At 39.3% G+C, this 17,477-nt stretch carries 16 protein-coding genes and 5 tRNA genes; 2 read left to right on the top strand and 19 right to left on the bottom strand.

What is annotated here, in order from left to right; translation table 11 throughout:
- Window positions 1-37: 37 nt before the first annotated feature.
- From Q5O24_03730 to Q5O24_03680, 11 genes are all read right to left on the bottom strand, one after another.
- A complete protein-coding gene (locus Q5O24_03730) occupies window positions 38-901 on the bottom strand; it encodes a DegV family protein (GenBank protein ID WKY48432.1) in 864 nt (287 codons plus the stop codon).
- 210 nt (window positions 902-1,111) lie between these two features.
- On the bottom strand, window positions 1,112-2,305 hold the full coding sequence (tuf, locus tag Q5O24_03725) for an elongation factor Tu (GenBank protein WKY48431.1): 1,194 nt from the start codon (window positions 2,303-2,305) through the stop codon (window positions 1,112-1,114).
- 65 nt (window positions 2,306-2,370) lie between these two features.
- Window positions 2,371-2,446 (bottom strand) — tRNA-Thr (locus tag Q5O24_03720).
- A gap of 10 nt (window positions 2,447-2,456) precedes the next feature.
- Window positions 2,457-2,541 (bottom strand) — tRNA-Tyr (locus Q5O24_03715).
- Between the two features lie 59 nt (window positions 2,542-2,600).
- Window positions 2,601-3,206, bottom strand: a complete 606-nt coding sequence (locus Q5O24_03710; protein WKY48430.1) for a sigma-70 family RNA polymerase sigma factor — start codon at window positions 3,204-3,206, stop codon at window positions 2,601-2,603.
- A gap of 11 nt (window positions 3,207-3,217) precedes the next feature.
- A complete protein-coding gene (locus Q5O24_03705) occupies window positions 3,218-3,733 on the bottom strand; it encodes an NYN domain-containing protein (GenBank protein ID WKY48429.1) in 516 nt (171 codons plus the stop codon).
- Window positions 3,730-4,611, bottom strand: a complete 882-nt coding sequence (gene rlmB, locus Q5O24_03700; GenBank protein WKY48428.1) for a 23S rRNA (guanosine(2251)-2'-O)-methyltransferase RlmB — start codon at window positions 4,609-4,611, stop codon at window positions 3,730-3,732. Before rlmB ends, Q5O24_03705 begins: the two co-directional genes overlap by 4 nt.
- The gene (locus Q5O24_03695; protein ID WKY48427.1) at window positions 4,608-5,777 is read right to left on the bottom strand and encodes a class I SAM-dependent RNA methyltransferase; all 1,170 of its coding nucleotides are present in this window, start codon (window positions 5,775-5,777) and stop codon (window positions 4,608-4,610) included. The genes rlmB and Q5O24_03695 overlap by 4 nt, the downstream gene beginning before the upstream one ends.
- A 170-nt stretch (window positions 5,778-5,947) precedes the next feature.
- Window positions 5,948-7,186: a histidine--tRNA ligase gene (gene hisS, locus Q5O24_03690; protein WKY48426.1), complete on the bottom strand. Its 1,239-nt coding sequence runs from the start codon at window positions 7,184-7,186 to the stop codon at window positions 5,948-5,950.
- A 10-nt stretch (window positions 7,187-7,196) separates the two neighbouring features.
- A complete protein-coding gene (tyrS, locus tag Q5O24_03685; GenBank protein WKY48425.1) occupies window positions 7,197-8,423 on the bottom strand; it encodes a tyrosine--tRNA ligase in 1,227 nt (408 codons plus the stop codon).
- A 28-nt stretch (window positions 8,424-8,451) separates the two neighbouring features.
- On the bottom strand, window positions 8,452-9,663 hold the full coding sequence (locus Q5O24_03680; GenBank protein ID WKY48424.1) for an AI-2E family transporter: 1,212 nt from the start codon (window positions 9,661-9,663) through the stop codon (window positions 8,452-8,454).
- A 188-nt stretch (window positions 9,664-9,851) separates the two neighbouring features.
- Here Q5O24_03680 and lspA point away from each other — a divergent pair, with 188 nt between their 5' ends.
- Entirely contained in the window at window positions 9,852-10,331 is a 480-nt protein-coding gene (gene lspA / locus Q5O24_03675; GenBank protein ID WKY48423.1) for a signal peptidase II, read from the top strand.
- Window positions 10,332-10,375: 44 nt separating this feature from the next.
- On the opposite strand, the gene Q5O24_03670 is transcribed toward lspA, so the two are convergent.
- Together Q5O24_03670 and ispE are read right to left on the bottom strand one after the other, a co-directional pair.
- Window positions 10,376-11,047, bottom strand: coding sequence for a GntR family transcriptional regulator (locus tag Q5O24_03670; protein WKY48422.1), 672 nt, complete (start codon window positions 11,045-11,047; stop codon window positions 10,376-10,378).
- An 11-nt stretch (window positions 11,048-11,058) separates the two neighbouring features.
- On the bottom strand, window positions 11,059-11,910 hold the full coding sequence (gene ispE, locus Q5O24_03665) for a 4-(cytidine 5'-diphospho)-2-C-methyl-D-erythritol kinase (protein WKY48421.1): 852 nt from the start codon (window positions 11,908-11,910) through the stop codon (window positions 11,059-11,061).
- A 136-nt stretch (window positions 11,911-12,046) separates the two neighbouring features.
- On the opposite strand from ispE, the gene Q5O24_03660 reads away from it, so the two are divergent.
- Window positions 12,047-12,718 carry a uracil-DNA glycosylase gene (locus tag Q5O24_03660; GenBank protein ID WKY48420.1) on the top strand — a complete coding sequence of 224 codons (672 nt, stop codon included), beginning with the start codon at window positions 12,047-12,049 and terminating at the stop codon, window positions 12,716-12,718.
- A 78-nt stretch (window positions 12,719-12,796) separates the two neighbouring features.
- On the opposite strand, the gene aroD is transcribed toward Q5O24_03660, so the two are convergent.
- From aroD to fdhF, 6 genes are all read right to left on the bottom strand, one after another.
- A complete protein-coding gene (gene aroD, locus Q5O24_03655; GenBank protein WKY48419.1) occupies window positions 12,797-13,528 on the bottom strand; it encodes a type I 3-dehydroquinate dehydratase in 732 nt (243 codons plus the stop codon).
- Window positions 13,529-13,609: 81 nt separating this feature from the next.
- Window positions 13,610-13,686: transfer RNA gene (locus Q5O24_03650), tRNA-Arg, on the bottom strand.
- Between the two features lie 44 nt (window positions 13,687-13,730).
- Window positions 13,731-13,805, bottom strand: a tRNA-Gly gene (locus Q5O24_03645).
- Between the two features lie 2 nt (window positions 13,806-13,807).
- A tRNA-Leu gene (locus Q5O24_03640) sits at window positions 13,808-13,892 on the bottom strand.
- Window positions 13,893-13,958: 66 nt separating this feature from the next.
- A complete protein-coding gene (locus Q5O24_03635) occupies window positions 13,959-14,573 on the bottom strand; it encodes a molybdenum cofactor guanylyltransferase (GenBank protein WKY48418.1) in 615 nt (204 codons plus the stop codon).
- Between the two features lie 113 nt (window positions 14,574-14,686).
- Window positions 14,687-17,362, bottom strand: coding sequence for a formate dehydrogenase subunit alpha (fdhF, locus tag Q5O24_03630; protein WKY48417.1), 2,676 nt, complete (start codon window positions 17,360-17,362; stop codon window positions 14,687-14,689).
- Between the last annotated feature and the right edge of the window lie 115 nt (window positions 17,363-17,477).

Here is a 17,477-nt window from a genome sequence, read left to right as displayed (position 1 = left end):
AACGCTCTACGCAAGCGTTTTTTTGAATTTAACAATTTTATTTTAAAATATCTTCCGGCGATAAATCGTAAAAATAAATTCCAGTCCCTTGAACTCCAAGGTGAGCTGCTAAAACACAGCCAATCGGAACCGGTTCTATTCGTTTTATACCCATCTCAATAAGTGCTTCTCTGTACTCGTCGACCGGCTTCATTACCCCATTATAGGCAATACCAACTTTCTGTCCAAGATAGCCCGAGATATTCTCCGATACCTTTTTTAATACAAGCTGCTGGGCTTTTTTATTGCCACGGGATTTCCCAATAATTTTAAGTTCTCCATCTTCAACCGAAACAATTGGATGAATTTTTAAAAATCCACCAACAACCGCCGTCCCTCTTGATACCCGGCCACCTAGATACAACCAATTTAAATCTTCAATACTGAAATAAAAATGTGTATGGTCAATAAGTTTTTCAGCAGCTGAAACAAGTTCGTCCAGCCCATAATTTTGGTCGATAAGTTCCAGCAGTACTTCGGCAATCAATGCCACTCCGCCGCCACTTTGTCGACTATCAACGACTTCGCATTCAAAATCAGGATACTGGTTTTTTATATCCTTAAGCACTAGGTTTGCTGTTTCACAAGATCCTGACAACTTGGAGGAAAAGGCGAGATACAAGCATGATTCATTTTTTTTAGCACATTCCTCAAAATATTCATAGAAATCACCGGGATTAACCTGAGATGTCGTCGGGACAATCCCTTTTTCCATAAACCCATTCATTTCTTCCAGATTGATTTCCCGTTTATCACGATATGTTTTCCCTTCGATAATAACATTCAGAGAAACCATATCTACAAGTGGATGTTCCAGATACTCCTGAGAAAAATCACACATACTGTCTACTAATAATCTCATGGCTACTTTATCCTTTATTCATGATTTTGCGCTTTACCATTTTATCATGCCATGGCATATTTTGCAATTGCTCATCCGTTATCAATACTGGTCAACCGCAACAAAAAAAGCAGGCCTCAATAGATTCTAACTTCTATCAGCAGGCTCTGCTTTACTGTTTTAAATTCAAACGCCTCTGTACAAAGACGATCATTAAATCATTTGAAAATCTTAGTCTTCGATAATTTTAGCAACAACTCCAGATCCAACAGTACGTCCACCTTCACGAATAGCGAATCGCAGTCCTTCTTCGATAGCGATTGGTGTGATCAGGGTGATTTCCATCTGAACGTTATCTCCTGGCATTACCATTTCTACGCCTTCTGGTAATTTGATTACACCAGTTACGTCAGTTGTTCTGAAGTAGAACTGTGGTCGGTAACCATCAAAGAATGGTGTATGTCGTCCACCCTCTTCTTTTGTCAGTACATATACTTCTGACATATAGTGGGTATGTGGTTTGATTGATCCTGGTTTAGCCAGTACCTGTCCACGTTCGATCATTGTTCGGTCAATACCTCGAAGCAGGGCTCCAACATTGTCTCCCGATCGTCCTTCGTCCAGTAATTTTCTAAACATTTCGATTCCGGTTACTGTTGTTTTCTTCACTTCGTGAATACCAACGATTTCCACTTCTTCACCAACTTTTACAACCCCACGTTCGATACGTCCGGTTGCTACTGTTCCTCGTCCAGTGATTGAGAACACGTCTTCTACTGGCATCAGGAATGGTTTGTCTGTATCTCGTTCCGGTTCTGGAATCCATTCGTCTACTGCTTTCATCAGCTCAACGATTTTATCTCCCCATGGTCCGTCTGGATCTTCCAGTGCACGAAGGGCTGATCCCATGATGATTGGTGTATCATCGCCTGGGAATTCATATTCATCCAACAGTTCCCGAACTTCCATTTCTACCAGTTCAAGCAGTTCTTCGTCATCTACCATATCTACTTTGTTTAAGAATACGATGATATAAGGAACCCCTACCTGACGGCTTAACAGGATATGTTCACGCGTCTGAGGCATTGGACCATCAGCTGCACTTACTACCAGGATTGCTCCATCCATCTGAGCAGCACCAGTGATCATGTTTTTTACGTAATCGGCATGGCCTGGGCAGTCTACATGGGCATAGTGACGGGCATCTGTTTCATATTCAACGTGGGCTGTTGAAATAGTGATTCCTCGTTCTCTTTCCTCAGGTGCTTTATCAATGTTTTCAAAAGCAACTGATTCACCTGTGCCGTATCGTTTGTTTAATACGGTTGTGATTGCTGCTGTTAATGTTGTTTTACCGTGGTCTACGTGACCGATTGTTCCAATGTTAACATGGGGCTTGGTTCTTTCAAATTTTGATTTTGCCATTTGTTCTTCTCCTTATAACATATAATAACCGCTTTATGTAAATAATTTAATTGATGATATAAAAATGGAGCCCTCATCCGGATTTGAACCGGAGACCCCCACCTTACCATGGTGGTGCTCTACCTACTGAGCTATGAGGGCTTATAATTAATGGTGGGAGAAGATGGATTCGAACCATCGTAGACGTCGTCAACGGATTTACAGTCCGCCCCCTTTAGCCACTCGGGCATTCTCCCATCGCGATTAATTCAGCCTCTCTATAATAATTGGTTTCAGGTTATTTGTCAATACTTTTTTATAGATGACTACCGATTTTTTTGCGAATTCTTTGTAAAGCATTATCAACTGACTTAGTATTACAATTTAAAAGCTCCGCAATCTTAATATAAGATTCTCCATTGATATAGAGAAGCAATATTTTTTTTTCAAACTCCGACAATTCCTTTTTAACCATCTCTACAAGTGTAAGTAATGCCTCATCATTTACCAGGCTTGTTACAGGGTCAGTGTTACTGTCAGCCTGCAGAAATTCTATGATTTCATCACCATCCTCTTTCGAGAGTGTTGAATAAATTGAAACTGATTGATTCAAAATCTGATGTTTTAATCTATTGGCCGACGTCACGGCTGTCTGAATCTGACGTTCAATGCAAAGACCGGCAAAAGTATCAAACTTGACGTTGCGATTCGGTTGATAATCCCAGATTGCCTTTAATAAACCAATCATCCCTTCCTGAATCAGATCTTCGTAATCACTTCCTATCAGATAATATGAACGGGAACGAATTGAAACGAGTTTCCGGTATTTTTTCAGGAGAAACTGTGCTGCATCTTTATCACCGTCCTGAGCTTTACTGATAATTTCATCATCTGTACACCGGTCAAATTCACTCACCTTCATATTCTACCCTTCTAGTCATCACTTCGCATTACATTAAATTTTTCCAGAGTTTCCTCATCCATAAAATCTTGGAGTCGATGTCGTTCCGTAGCCTTTTTCTCATGCTTCTTTATGCTCGATAAAGTTTCTGACATTTTATTTATATCTTCCATCAGTTCCCTGGAAGGAATTCTTGTCGCACCACCCGCCAGCACCATTCTCTGCAAAGTAAAATCTGATGTTACAACCTGCACATCCAAAACTTTAGGCAGTTCATATACCAGTTTTTCAATATAGGCGTCAGCAGTCTTATTCTTATCCGTATAGACCACTTTAACTAGGCCCCACTTTTCCTCACGAGATGAAAGATTCTGCTGCTGATAAGCATCGAAAACCAGAATGATATCATATCCCTTTACCCCAGCATAACCATTCAACAAATGTATCAGCTTCTCACGAGCCTCTTCCAGTTTTATTTCTGAAAGTTTCTGAAGCATCTCATCCCCATGAATCACATTATATCCATCGATAATCAGGACACACTTCATCGATTCCGCTGCTTTGCCGCCTCCGAGAAAATAATAGCAGCCGCTGCAGAAGCGTTAAATGATTCAATCTCGCCATAAATAGGAATCGATACAGAAAAATCACAAAGTTTCTTCACATTCTGGCTGATTCCTGAGCCCTCATTGCCAATTACTACCGCTAAAGCACCTTTAAAGTCCGCATTATAGTATGCCTGACCATCCATATCAGCAGCAGCCACCCAAACCCCATTTTTTTTAAGCGATTCAATAACTTGACTTAAATTATTTACTTTGGCAATCAGCGTGTGAGCGACTGCACCTGAAGACGCTTTTACTGAAGTTGCAGTGAGTGTTGCCGAACGTCTCTTAGGTATAATTACACCATCAACACCGCAGAGGTTAGCACTTCTAATAATGGCGCCCAAATTATGTGGATCTGTTAAATGGTCAAGAATAACAATAAACGGATCTCGGTCATGTTTTTTCGCTTTATTTAAGATATCATCAACACTACAGTAGGGAAATGGCGCCATCATTGCAACAATTCCCTGATGCACCTGGCCATCTGCCAAAGATTCAAGTTTAGCTTTTTCCGTCGACTGAACGATGATATTTTTCTTTTTTGCCTGATCTGCAATTTTCTTTAAAACATGATCTGTATTATCTTTAAGAATTAAAAGTTTATCAATTGCCTGTTCAGAACGCAGCGCTTCAAGCACTGGGTTTTTTCCAACAATTATAAAAGTTTCCTCTTCCAGTTCATCTTTTAATTCATCAGTTCTCTGTGAACCGCCTGAAGAAACTTTTTTTCCACTGCCTTTTTTGCCAAATTGCCCGCTTCTTTTATCGGCAAATTTTCGGCCGAACGATTTTTTATCATTGCTCTTTTCTTTTTTCATACTTCTTCTTCCTGTGCTTCCTGCACTTTTTTCCTTGGCGGTAATGGACCATAATATTGGTAAAAGTAAGTCTTAATATCGCCATTGTAAAGTTTTCGATTCTTGGTCGCCACCTTGCCAAACGCCTTTTCAAACTTCTCATATCCGGTGATGATAAAATAAGACCAGTCATCTAATGACTCAAAAACCCGACCCATATCAGCATAGAGTTTCTTAATTTCTTTTTCATCCCCTATTCGTTCGCCATATGGAGGATTGGTAATTATCACACCATACTTCTTTTTTGTCTGAACCGACTGTACCGGTAAATTCTGAAAAGCCACATAATCAGAAACCCCAGCCAGTTCTGCATTGATTCTTGCCTGTTTCAGCGCCTTGCTGTCAATATCTGAGCCCAAGACGCGAAATGCTTTGTCATTAATTTTCTTTTTTGCTTCTTCACGCGCATCTTGAAATGTTTCTGGAGGAATAAAATCCCACTCTTCTGAAACGAAACTTCTTTTTAAACCCGGTGCAATATTCTTACCCATTAATGCTGCTTCTATCACAATCGTTCCGGAGCCACAAAGAGGATCTAAAAAATAGCGGTGCGGTTTCCAGTTTGACAAATAGACAAGCGCAGCCGCAATGGTTTCTTTGATTGGCGCTTCATTACCATACTGCCTGTATCCCCGCCGATTCAGACCTGAACCACTGGTATCAATAGCTAGAGTAACCTCATCTTTTAAGATTTGGATATGAATAGGATACTTCCCACGATTTTCTGAAAACCAGTCAACATGGTAGACAGATTTGAGCCGTTCAACTACTGCCTTTTTAACAATCCTCTGACCGTCTGACTTGCTAAACAAAGCCGATTTCACACTGGTAATTTTTGCTGCCGGAAATTCTCCGTCTACTGGTATATATTCTTCCCATGGTAATGCTTTAGTCAGTTCAAAAAGTGCTTCAAAACTGGTTGCTTTAAAACTCCCCACTTCCAGTAAAACCCGATCGGCACAACGAAGCCATAGATTTGATTGAGCAATCGCCTCCAAAGGGCCGGAAAAATGAACTTTACCATTTTCAACCCGCTTAATCTCATAGCCCAGTTGGGTAATTTCTCTTTTGACTACAGCTTCCAGACCAAATGCCACTGTAGCAATTAAATTTATCTGATTTATCATTTTACTTCCTTTATTTTTGATGTTTAATTATAGCATATCTTATCCTAAACTTTACATAAATTATTGATTAATTGCGTGATTCGGCGGTCATCAAAAGAGCCGATCATGAACTTTGGCTATAAGCTGTTCAAATCGGCTCACTTGTAAATCAAATTATAATTCAGATGATTTTAGAATGCTTTCAAAGTATCATCGCGTCCATAAACAATAAATCCCTCATATTCTCTATCTGTATAAGCAGCAATCTGTTTCCCGAATTTTTTCTTCATAGCAACCAGATTGACCGAATATCCTTGGTCACGCCACGCTTCACCAGCGGAAATAACCTCTTCAAAAGAAACTTGAGCTGAGTCATCGTAAAAAATAATCATTTTTTTCAGGCACTGTGTCAGTTGATTTTTTTCTTCCTGAAGAATCCCAACTATGCGCTCAAATCCAATGGAAAATCCAACTGCCGGTACCGATGTTTTGCAGTACTTGCCAATCATATTGTCATAGCGGCCACCACCAGCTATAGAATATCCATAAGGACCATAACTGACTTCAAAAATCAATCCGGTATAGTAGCCCATTCCGCGGATTAGTGAAAAATCAAACTCAATTGAATAGTGGTCCTTTGTCATTATTTTAACCGTATCAATCACCTCTGTCAGGTCATCAATCACAGTCAAATCATCTACCCAATCTGTAAGATTCTCGGTCGAAATATCTGCCACAGCCTTGAGCAGCCCACTAACCATTTCTTGTGAATAGGATTTTTCCAGCAATTCTTTTTCGACCCCTTCTAATCCGATTTTATCAAGTTTATCAAGAGTAATACAGACCGTCCCAATTGCTTCTTCCGAAAAACCAACCTTTTTAATAACCTGACTCAAAAGCTTGCGATGATTGATTTTAACCGTAAAATCTGAAAAGCCAATATCCATCAGCGCTTTTGCAGTGGTATCTATCAGTTCAATTTCAGCATTGACTGAAGAATCTCCAATTATATCGATATCACATTGTTTGAATGACCGAAAGCGACCTTTTTGAGGCCGTTCGGCACGAAAAACATTTCCTATTTGAATCGCTTTAAATGGCATTTCCAGGTTTGCCTGATTATTCGCATAAAACCGGCTTAATGGCAGGGTTAGATCAAATCGCAGTCCCAAATCGCATAAATCATTAATCGCTGCATCCGGTGTCAAATTTAATTTTTCACCGCGTTTTATGATACTGAATAGCATTTTTAAGTTCTCACCACCGTCGCTGCCCAGAAGTAAATCCAGATTCTCCATAACTGGAGTCTCAATCCGATTAAAGCCATGACTACGGTAGCGTTTTAAAATCGTCGCTTCTAACTGGTCTCTAAGGACCATTTCCTGTGGCAAGATATCTCTTGTCCCTCTAACAGGGTTTGAATTGATCATTTTGCACCACCTACACTAAATTAACTTGTTTAAAGGCTTTTTTGCCTTTCTTCAGGATTAAACTGCCATCCTTAAAATCCGCTTCGGTAAAGTTAGCCTTAATGTCTAATACTTTTTCGCCATTAACTAATACACCACCCTGTTGAATCAGACGTCGGCCTTCACTTTTACTGGGAATTAATTGAGCTACCTCAAGAAGCGCAATAATATCTATTCCCTCACCCAGTTTACTTCTCTTTAAATCAACCGCCGGAATTAAAGCTTCGTCCGATCCACCAACAAATAATCGTCGGGCAGCTTCCTGAGCCTTGCTGGCCTCTTCTTTTCCATGAATCAGTGCTGTCACTTCGTAAGCCAATACCTCTTTTGCGCGATTAATCTCAGCACCTTCGAGACGTCCTAAACGTCTTACCTCTTCCATCGGTAAAAATGTCAGCAAAGCCAGACATTTTTCCACATCTGCATCGGCAACATTTCTCCAATACTGATAAAAGTCATAGGGCGTGGTTTTTAACGGATCAAGCCACAAAGCGCCTTTTGCAGTTTTTCCCATTTTAATGCCTTCACTTGTTGTTAACAGTGAGAAGGTCATTCCATAAGCCTGCTCGCTGTCTTTTTTACGAATCAGCTCAATACCGGCTATAATATTTGACCACTGGTCATTTCCGCCAAACTGCATTTTACAACCATATTCTTTATGCAAAACATAAAAATCATATGCCTGCAATAACATATAATTGAATTCCAGAAAAGTTAGTCCCTTTTCCAAACGAGATTTATAACAATCAGCAGTCAACATTTTATTAACTGAAAAATGCGCACCGATTTCCCGCAAGAATTCAATATAATTTAAATCAAGCAGCCAGTCTGCATTATTTACCATCATTGCCTGATCATCTTCAAAACTTAAAAACTTTTCAAAAATTGTTTTAAATTTCTCACTATTTTCACTAATTCGCTCTGGTGTCATAACCTGCCGCATATCCGTCCGTCCAGAAGGATCTCCAATCATAGTTGTCCCTCCGCCAATGATGGCAATTGGACGATGCCCAAATTTCTGCATATGTGCCATAACCATAATCTGAATAAAATGCCCGATATGCAGACTATCAGCTGTTGGGTCAAAGCCAATATAAAAAGATACCGACTCTGTCGCCAGCAGTTCTTCTATCTCCGCCTCATGTGTACACTGTTCAAGAAATCCTCGCTCCTTTAAAACGTCAAAAACATTTTCCATTTTTAATTCCTTTCTATGTTAAAACTATTTATTCGTTCAATAATTCACGTTCTTTTTTCTCTTCAAACCGCTGTAACCATTTTTCCAGAAAGACCTTTATGACGGCAAACATCGGAATGGCAATAAACATTCCCAGCAGTCCAAAAAGACTCCCCCCGACAACGACACTGACCAATACCCAAAACGGATTTAATTCAACAATTTTCCCCAATACGCTTGGCGCCAAAACATTTCCATCGAACTGCTGAACTATCAGAATCAGGACGCCAACCCACAAGGCTTTGACCGGATCATCAATTAAGGTAATCAGGATCGCCGGGATAGCTCCCAGAATTGGACCAAAATAAGGGATCATATTTAAAACCCCAACTATTACGGCAAACAGTGGTGCATACTGAACATCAATGACCAATAAGCCCAAATAGAAGAGTAATCCAATCAATAGAGAGGTGAACAATTTCCCTGAAAAATATTTATAAAATATACTGTCAATGGTCGTAACAGCCCATTCGCAAGAATTATAAACTTTTCTGCTCATTAGGGCCCTAAAAAATCTTCCAACCTGTTCAAGGATTTTTTCTTTATCAAGCATAGTGTAAAGACCTATGAAAAAGACAATAAAGAAGGATGCTACAAAACCAAATGTCCCTTTAATGACAAGAAAAGCAGCATTTCCGATTGCCTGAAATGAATAAGACGTTATCCCCAATGAAGTCGTCAAAAAATTCAACATATCATAGGTATCCATATTCTGCAGATAATAAACTGCATCTTGTAAGTTTTCAAAAAGTTCCTGAGTTACGCCTCCTTGAGAGATACTATCACCTAAAAAGTTATTGATTATTTCAAGGAACTCTGGCATCTGAATAATCAGATTCGATAAACTTTCAACAATCGATGGGATAACTGCACTAAAAAACAGTACAAACAAAATCAATGTAATTGCATAAACTACAAAAATAGCCAGAAGCCGTACAAGTTTAGGTTTCTTTTCAGTCTTTTCAAAACGCTTAAAAACAAATTTTTCAATCCCGTGCATTGGTTTAAATAAAAGATAAGCTACGACCACACCAATTATAATCGGCATCAGTACTTCCAGTGTACTACTAAAAAACCCGTTTATGCCCTCAACAACAAAACTCACGTTATCGAGGAATTTATAAATGAGCATCAATCCCACTGCACCTAAAAATAATGGCAGGTATTTCCTAAACAGTTCACTTTCCTGAAAAAATTTCACTGGCTCCTCCTCATTCCAAATCTGTTTTATATCTTAACACTATCCTTAAGAAAATAAAAGAAATTTTAATCATTCTCTTCTTAATTTACCCTAATCACTCTTTTTAAAGACTTTCTTAATTTTTTTCTTGTATTTTCCCGTATTATCCATTATATTTTGATTGTATAATAAATTCGATTGGAGAAAAAATGATCTACCTAGCCATCATTCTTTTTACCATTTTCCTTGATCAGTATTCGAAATATCTGGTTCTAAGATATTTAAAACCAGTAGATACTTATCCACTTATAGAAAATGTATTTCACCTGACATATGTAGAGAACCGGGGTGCTGCATTCAGTTTGTTTACAAACATGCAGCCTTTTCTTATCTTTGTAACATCAATTTTTGCCGGAATTCTCATTTATATACTTATTAAAACCCCAAAAACACGGGCAAACCTATGGGTTAATCTATCTGTATCCTGCATTATTGGTGGTGCTGTTGGTAATCTGGTCGATCGAATCAGACTAAACTATGTCATTGATTTTCTGGACTTCAGGTTTATTCAGTTTGCAATTTTTAACTTTGCTGATATCTTTGTAGTTTGCGGCAGTATCTCTCTCTTACTGGCCCTTCTGGCCAACAAGGATATTCTAACCGAAGACCCTTTTAAATTTCTCAAATAAGCGTAATAAATCACCCTGAATCACAGCTGTGATTCAGGGTGATTTTAGAGTTTTTTTAGCATATCATCACCAGTGGAGTGAATATGTTCACAAGCTGCGAGTCGTGCTCGCTCACACTGTTTCTGATGAATCTTTTCAATGATTTCCATATGCTGATTGACCAGATGTTTTTTATCTTCTATCCGATGAACGTATTCAGCTCTGAAGCGCTGCATCTGTTCCCTTAAAGAGTGAATCATCTGAATCAGTTTGACATTTCCTGACGCCTTATATATGATTTCGTGGATATCCATATCGTATTTTATGATACCCTCCTCATCATTTTTCACCGCTGCCTTTCCGAACATTTCATTTGCTTGAAATAAAGCCTCCACGTCCTCTTCGGTTGCATTCATCGCTGCGAGTTCCGCTGCAAGACCTTCCAATGCACGTCGGATCTCCATCATTTCCCGCAAGTCATCCACTGACATTGGTGTTACATAAGCGCCTTTTCTGGGAATCATTTTAACAAGACCTTCCAGCTCCAATTTTCTAATTGATTCCCGAACCGGTGTCCGACTAACACCCATCTGCTCAGCCAGCTGCACTTCCATCAACCTTTGTCCCGGCTTTAGTTCCCCAGTTATTATTGCACTCCGGATAGTATCAAAAACAATCTCCCGAAGCGGTTTGCATGAGCTTGCATCTAAACTCAGTCCTTTAATTTCTGTTTGCATAGTATCCCTCTTTAACACGTTTTAGTTAGAAAACAACATTTATTATTTAATAAAAGCTTCTGATAGCCCCTTCGAGCCAACCCTTCATCAGCAAAATAACCAACAATTGTCGATCCGCTACCTGTCATATTAGCTGCGAGGGCACCATATTCCAGTAACGTTTCTTTTAGCTTTTTTAGTTCTGGATGAATTGAAAATATCGGTCCCTCAAAAACATTCCCTACCACTTCAAAAACCTTAAGATAATCCTTTTTATCTAGATGGAAAAGTGCCGCGTCCAGATCTGGATGGTCAAGTTTGTTCAGATCTCCAAGCTGGGAAAATGCCCAGCTCGTTTTTATTCCAATCTCTGGCTTTATCAGCACTACCGGCCAGCTGCCAATCGATACAAGGGGGGTAATCTTCTCACCGATTCCCTCAACCAGAGCAGTTTCCTGATGCAAACAATAAGGAACATCAGCGCCGATTGTAAGACCAATCTGAGCCAATGTTTCAATTGATAGTCCCAGATCAAATAGTTGGTTTAATCCTAACAGTGTTGCTGCAGCATCCGAACTGCCTCCCGCCAGACCAGCTTCATGGGGAATTTTTTTTTCTAATATAATTTCCACTCCTTCTTCTAACTCACAAAATTCTAATAATCGTTTTGCAGCCTTAAAAGAAAGATTGCGCTCATCCACTGGTATCTGTGCTGAATCTGCTTTCAAACTAATTCCTGCCCCTGTTTTTTTGCATTGAATCATATCCGATAACTCTAACCGGTGATTGATCATCCGCATTTCGTGATAGCCGTCAGCGCGTTTTCCAACGACATCTAACAGCAGATTTACTTTTGCATTTGCATTAATCGCTATATTATCCATTTAGAGCTCACTTTGAATTTATAATATTGTATACATTATATTATAACACAATCTTTTTTTTTATACATCAATTTCCTGTTCTTAAAATTGTTTTTTGGTGTATAATCTTAAGTAGTACTATTCCAAGGAGGTATAAATGGCTATTCATTTTGAAAACGACTGGGAAAAACCTTTACAAAGGCAATTCGACGAAGAATATTACCAGCAACTGAAAATTTTCTTAATCAAAGAATATAAAACTCAAACTATATACCCGGCAATGCATGATATATTCAATGCTTTTCACTATACATCTCTTACCAATACGAAAGTCTGTATCCTTGGACAAGACCCATACCATGGTGAACATCAGGCCCATGGGCTGGCTTTTTCAGTCCAAAAGGATGTGGGCATCCCTCCCTCTCTTTTAAACATTTTTAAAGAACTTCAATCAGATCTGGGCTATCCAATTCCTCATCATGGCTACCTAAAAAAATGGGCTGATGAAGGCGTCCTATTATTAAATGCAGTTCTGACCGTTCGTGCCGGTCAAGCAGGATCTCATCGAAATATGGGGTGGGAGGCGTTTACTGGTGAGGTTATCAAAACTCTTAATGCTCAAACATCCCCCATCATTTTTATTTTATGGGGCCGGGATGCACAAAACAAGAAAGGTATTATTACAAATCCCATCCACCAAATTATTGCTTCGCCCCATCCCAGCCCACTTTCTGCTCACCGCGGTTTCTTTGGCAGCAGACCATTTTCAAAAGCCAACGAGCTTTTGCTTGCCGCCGGTCGCTCTCCAGTAGATTGGAAAATTAAGTAAATGAAGTGAACATTTTTAAATACTGATTCTAGTCCTATGGAGTCTGAATACTAAAAGAGTATCGCCGCTAAAAATCCCTTAAAAACCTAATGCTTGTCTCAGCTTCAGGATCTCAGCAATCGTCAGCTGTCCTGGAGCTGTTTTTTTAAGGCCTGCAGCAAAAGTAAGCGAACCACCAAAAATTTCTGGAACAACTCTAGACATCACTCCTAATGGCCCCATTCCAATAACAATTAATGGCTTTTGACTTTCATCACATAGTGCAGTTCTTAAAATTCTGTGCAGATCATTTTTATCAACTGTTTTTACCGCCATTTTTTTTACATCAGCACCTTTTTCGTCCATTTGTTTAAAAAAACCTTTTATTTCTTCTTCTGAAGGCGTTTTATCAAAATCATGACTGGAAAGAATCATTCCAGTCTCACTTTTTAAAAGTTCTCTACTAATCTGCTGATGAAATTCTTCTTCATTATCCAGTTCAGTGTCAATATAATCCACTACACCTGATTTCAATGCAAAACAGATCCCACTTAACCGTTCAGTATCCGGCCAATGATTAACGCCACCTTCGTGTTCTCCTCGAAATGTATAAATTAGTCCTTTATAGCCTATCATTTCTCTAATTCTTAAAAGATCTTCAATTTCATTTATTTCTAAAACTTTATCATCAATCCTATAATAATCCCGACGCCATTCAAAATAATCGCATTCCTGCTTTAAACCTGCATCGATTTCAACGCTGATTTCATCAATAGTCGCACCTGTCAGGGGAATACAGGATAAAAACATATCTTTATTAATTTTATTCATTCGATATACTCCATTTCGATATAAAAAAAATCACCATTAAAATGGTGATCGCGTCCAGATTTCTCTGGTTGTAGATATAAATGGTACGCCCTGAGGGGCTCGAACCCCCAACCTACTGGTTCGAAGCCAGGCACTCTATCCAATTGAGCTAAGGGCGCACAGTAGGTTCTTTGACCGGATCATCCAGTCATTCATTTAAAATTGGAGCGGAAGACGGGATTTGAACCCGCGACCCTCGCCTTGGCAAGGCGATGCTCTACCACTGAGCCACTTCCGCAATGGTGCGGATGAAGGGAGTCGAACCCCCACATCAATTGATACTAGATCCTAAGTCTAGCGCGTCTGCCAATTCCGCCACATCCGCATGCACGTATTATCTGTAACGTGCTCGATTATAATAACAAATTCTACAATCAATGTCAATACTTTTTCAACCAATTTGTTTATTTTTTTGAAGATGTTCTTTTAATTCTCTCGGCGTATTTAAATTACAGAACATATCCCAGTTAGGACTAAACGATCTTGCCGTATTTTCGGGAATAAAATACAAATCCAAAGGTTCCAGACACCTATGAATACTTTTTCTCCCTGTCATTAAAAATTCTTCAATATTTTCCAATAGGTCTGTGCTATAAAATGCATTAAATGGTTCTATCCATTCTTTATAGCGAGTCACACAACCTTTTTTTCTTGAGTTTAAAGCAATTTGACTCTTCATATAAGCTATATATTTACGGTTATAAATGGGCATATCACAAGCAATTACATATAAAAACTGTGACTGTGAATGTTGAAGGCCAGTATAGATCCCTGCTAAAGATGCCGAAACCTCAACTTCATCAGGAAAAATATCTCTTATCCCCTTAAGATCAGGCAAGTCTTCCGGCGTTGATCCAACAATAATAATATCTTCAAAATCCTCGGAAAGTTGTTTAATGATCCGATTCAAAATCCGTTCGCCATTAATTTTTAGAAATTTCTTATCGAAACCCATTCTCCGGCTTAAACCGCCAGTTAAGATAGCGGCTGTTTTAAACTTCTCCATTTTGCCTCCCACTATTGTTGTAAAATACCCTCATCATTGAAAACCTTGTCAATTATTAATCCTTAGCCCGCCGCATTGGCATATTGCCATTACGACGGGCCAGATTAGTCAAATTATTTACTGATTTGAACCTTTACAACTTTAAAAGGCGGAATTTTAGCGATCGGATCAAGTTCACCACCAGTTAAGTGATTAGCTCCACTATTTCCATAATGGAAAGGCATAAAGAGGTTTTGTTCCATTACCCCTTTATTAAACTTAGTCTTAGCGGAAACCTTGCCACGAGGGGATTTAACCGTAATCACATCACCTTCATCAATCCCATGCGCTTTCGCCGTTACCGGATTAATTTCAACAAAGGGATCTCCTGCAATTTCCTGAATTCCAGGGCTTCGCATAGTCATTGTTCGGGTATGATAGTGTTGTAGAATTCGTCCTGTCATTAAAATCATCGGATATTCATCGTCCACCTGATCTTCAGGTGGAATATAATCAGCAATATTAAATGCCCCAAGACCTCTGGAAAATTTCCCCTTATGCAGGAATTTAGTTCCTTCTGAATCTTTACTTAAACAAGGCCACTGAATACGGTCTCCATTTCTCAACCGCTCATGGGATACCCCTGTATAACTTGGTGTCACTGATGCAATTTCTTCCATAATTTCCTCAGATGATTGGTAATCAAAACCTTTTTCACCCAGTTCTTTAGCGATCATACCAATAATCTCCCAATCATTTTTAGCCTGTCCCGGCGCTTCAACTGCTTTTCTCAGAAGCTGGATTCGGCGTTCGGTATTGGTAAAAGTTCCGTCTTTTTCAGCATATACAAAAGCTGGCAGTACAACATCCGCATATTCTGTCGTTTCAGTCGGGAAAATATCCTGAACGACGATAAAATTAGCTTTTGCCAGTGCTTCTTTGACATGATTAGAGTCAGGATCCGATACTACTGGATTTTCTCCCATCACGTAAAGAAATTTTATCGTTCCATTCCCTACTCCAGACACAACTTCAGTTACAGTTTTACCAGTGTTTTGTGGCAATTTATAGCCCCATGCCTTTTCGAATTTTTCAATTACTTCCGGATTGGCTGTTTTCTGATATCCTGGCAGATCTCCAGGTAGTGCACCCATATCACAGGCTCCTTGAACATTATTCTGTCCACGGAGAGGATTAACGCCACAGCCTTCACGCCCAATTTTACCTGTTAACATAGCCAGGTTTGCGGTAGACATAACCCCATCGGTTCCAGTCTTGTGCTGAGTTACACCCATTGAATAAAAAATTCCGCCTTTATCTTTTGTCGCATATAGACGCGCTGCTTTTCTCATTTCATCTGGATCAACTTCACAAATTCCAGCCCATTCTTCAACTGTTCTGGTATCCATGAATTCTTTAAAAGCCTGATACCCCTCTGTACGTTCGTCAATAAAACTCTGGTCCTGTAAATTTTCATCAAGGATAGCTCGCATTAAACCATTAAACAAAGCAACATTTGTACCTGGTTTAATTTGCAGAAAAACGTCTGCATATTTTGCCAGTTCAATTTTACGAGGTTCTGCAACAATTAAAGCGGCTCCCTTTTGCTGCTGTTGTTTAATTTTAGCACCAATAACCGGATGGGTTTCTGTTGTATTCGATCCACTAACAAGCATGACATCCATTAACTCGACTTCATCAATGCTGTTAGTCATCGCACCACTACCGAAGGATTTAGCCAGTCCAGCAACGGTAGAAGCATGGCATAAACGGGCACAATGATCAACATTATTTGTCTGACCAACAGCTCGGATAAACTTTTGGAAAACATAATTATCTTCATTTGTACAACGCGCCGAGGAGAATCCGGCTACGCCGTCAGGGCCTTCTTTTCTTGCCTCATCAAGCTTTTGAGCAACCAAAGCAATAGCTTCCTCCCAGGAGGCTTCTTCAAGTTTTCCATCTTTTCTGATTAACGGCGTGGTTAAACGGTCTTTGTTTGCCACAAAGTCGTAGGCAAAACGTCCCTTAACACATAAAAGATTATCATTTACATTACCATCTGAGCTATAAATATCTGTAATCTTATTGTCTTTTATTTTTAGGTTCAACGTACATCCAACCCCGCAATATGGACATACCGTCTGAACTGTTTTGGTATAAGCAAATGGTTCAAACTGTTTTGGTGCCAAAGCGCCCGTCGGGCAAACCGCTATACAATTACCACAGCTGACACATTCAGATTCACCTCTAGACTGTTCAAATACCGGATTAACATTTGTTTCATATCCACGATCACACTGGGCCAGGATATGGTTACACTGAAGGTGCTCACAGACCTTAATACATCGATTACATAAAACACATTTATTAGGATCGTAGGTATAAAATGGATTAGAGTCATCAATCGGTTTTGACATAACTCTTTCGGTTCCAAATTCTTTCAATTCATCATATTCCACACAATTAGCATTAAAATCAACAAATTCACAACAACCATATTTATAACAGGACATACAGTCAAAAGTATGATCAGACATTAGCATCTTAAGAACAAAACGTCTGGCCTCCCGAACTTTCGAATTATTTGTATATACTACCATCCCCTCTGCCGCTGGAGTTGAACAGGCTGTTTCAAGCCGTCTTGCACCGACAACTTCAACCAGACACATCCGACAGCTTCCTTCAGGGGTAAAATCTTTAAAATTACACAATGTAGGAATATCAATCCCCACTGCTCTAGCCGCTTTGAGAATTGTCGTACCATTCTCAACACTTACGGCTTGCCCATCAATTGTTAAATTAACCATATTTTATTTCTCCCTTCATTTAGACTTTCATTATATGTCAAATTAAATGATTTGTCATTGATGTTTTTTTGCGTTTCAAATTTTTGTAGAAACAGAAAGTTCTGAAATTTCATGA

The sequence above is a fragment of the Eubacteriaceae bacterium ES3 genome (assembly GCA_030586155.1).
Taxonomy (GTDB): Bacteria; Bacillota; Clostridia; order Eubacteriales; family Eubacteriaceae; genus Acetobacterium.
This window is presented reverse-complemented; position numbering and strand designations above follow the sequence as displayed.

Bases quoted from the DNA above. Each gene is read 5' to 3' on its own strand.
- Q5O24_03730 (WKY48432.1), bottom strand. From the start codon at position 901: ATGAGATTATTAGTAGACAGTATGTGTGATTTTTCTCAGGAGTATCTG.
- tuf (WKY48431.1), bottom strand. From the start codon at position 2,305: ATGGCAAAATCAAAATTTGAAAGAACCAAGCCCCATGTTAACATTGGA.
- Q5O24_03710 (WKY48430.1), bottom strand. From the start codon at position 3,206: ATGAAGGTGAGTGAATTTGACCGGTGTACAGATGATGAAATTATCAGT.
- Q5O24_03705 (WKY48429.1), bottom strand. From the start codon at position 3,733: ATGAAGTGTGTCCTGATTATCGATGGATATAATGTGATTCATGGGGAT.
- rlmB (WKY48428.1), bottom strand. From the start codon at position 4,611: ATGAAAAAAGAAAAGAGCAATGATAAAAAATCGTTCGGCCGAAAATTT.
- Q5O24_03695 (WKY48427.1), bottom strand. From the start codon at position 5,777: ATGATAAATCAGATAAATTTAATTGCTACAGTGGCATTTGGTCTGGAA.
- hisS (WKY48426.1), bottom strand. From the start codon at position 7,186: ATGATCAATTCAAACCCTGTTAGAGGGACAAGAGATATCTTGCCACAG.
- tyrS (WKY48425.1), bottom strand. From the start codon at position 8,423: ATGGAAAATGTTTTTGACGTTTTAAAGGAGCGAGGATTTCTTGAACAG.
- lspA (WKY48423.1), top strand. From the start codon at position 9,852: ATGATCTACCTAGCCATCATTCTTTTTACCATTTTCCTTGATCAGTAT.
- Q5O24_03670 (WKY48422.1), bottom strand. From the start codon at position 11,047: ATGCAAACAGAAATTAAAGGACTGAGTTTAGATGCAAGCTCATGCAAA.
- ispE (WKY48421.1), bottom strand. From the start codon at position 11,910: ATGGATAATATAGCGATTAATGCAAATGCAAAAGTAAATCTGCTGTTA.
- Q5O24_03660 (WKY48420.1), top strand. From the start codon at position 12,047: ATGGCTATTCATTTTGAAAACGACTGGGAAAAACCTTTACAAAGGCAA.
- aroD (WKY48419.1), bottom strand. From the start codon at position 13,528: ATGAATAAAATTAATAAAGATATGTTTTTATCCTGTATTCCCCTGACA.
- Q5O24_03635 (WKY48418.1), bottom strand. From the start codon at position 14,573: ATGGAGAAGTTTAAAACAGCCGCTATCTTAACTGGCGGTTTAAGCCGG.
- fdhF (WKY48417.1), bottom strand. From the start codon at position 17,362: ATGGTTAATTTAACAATTGATGGGCAAGCCGTAAGTGTTGAGAATGGT.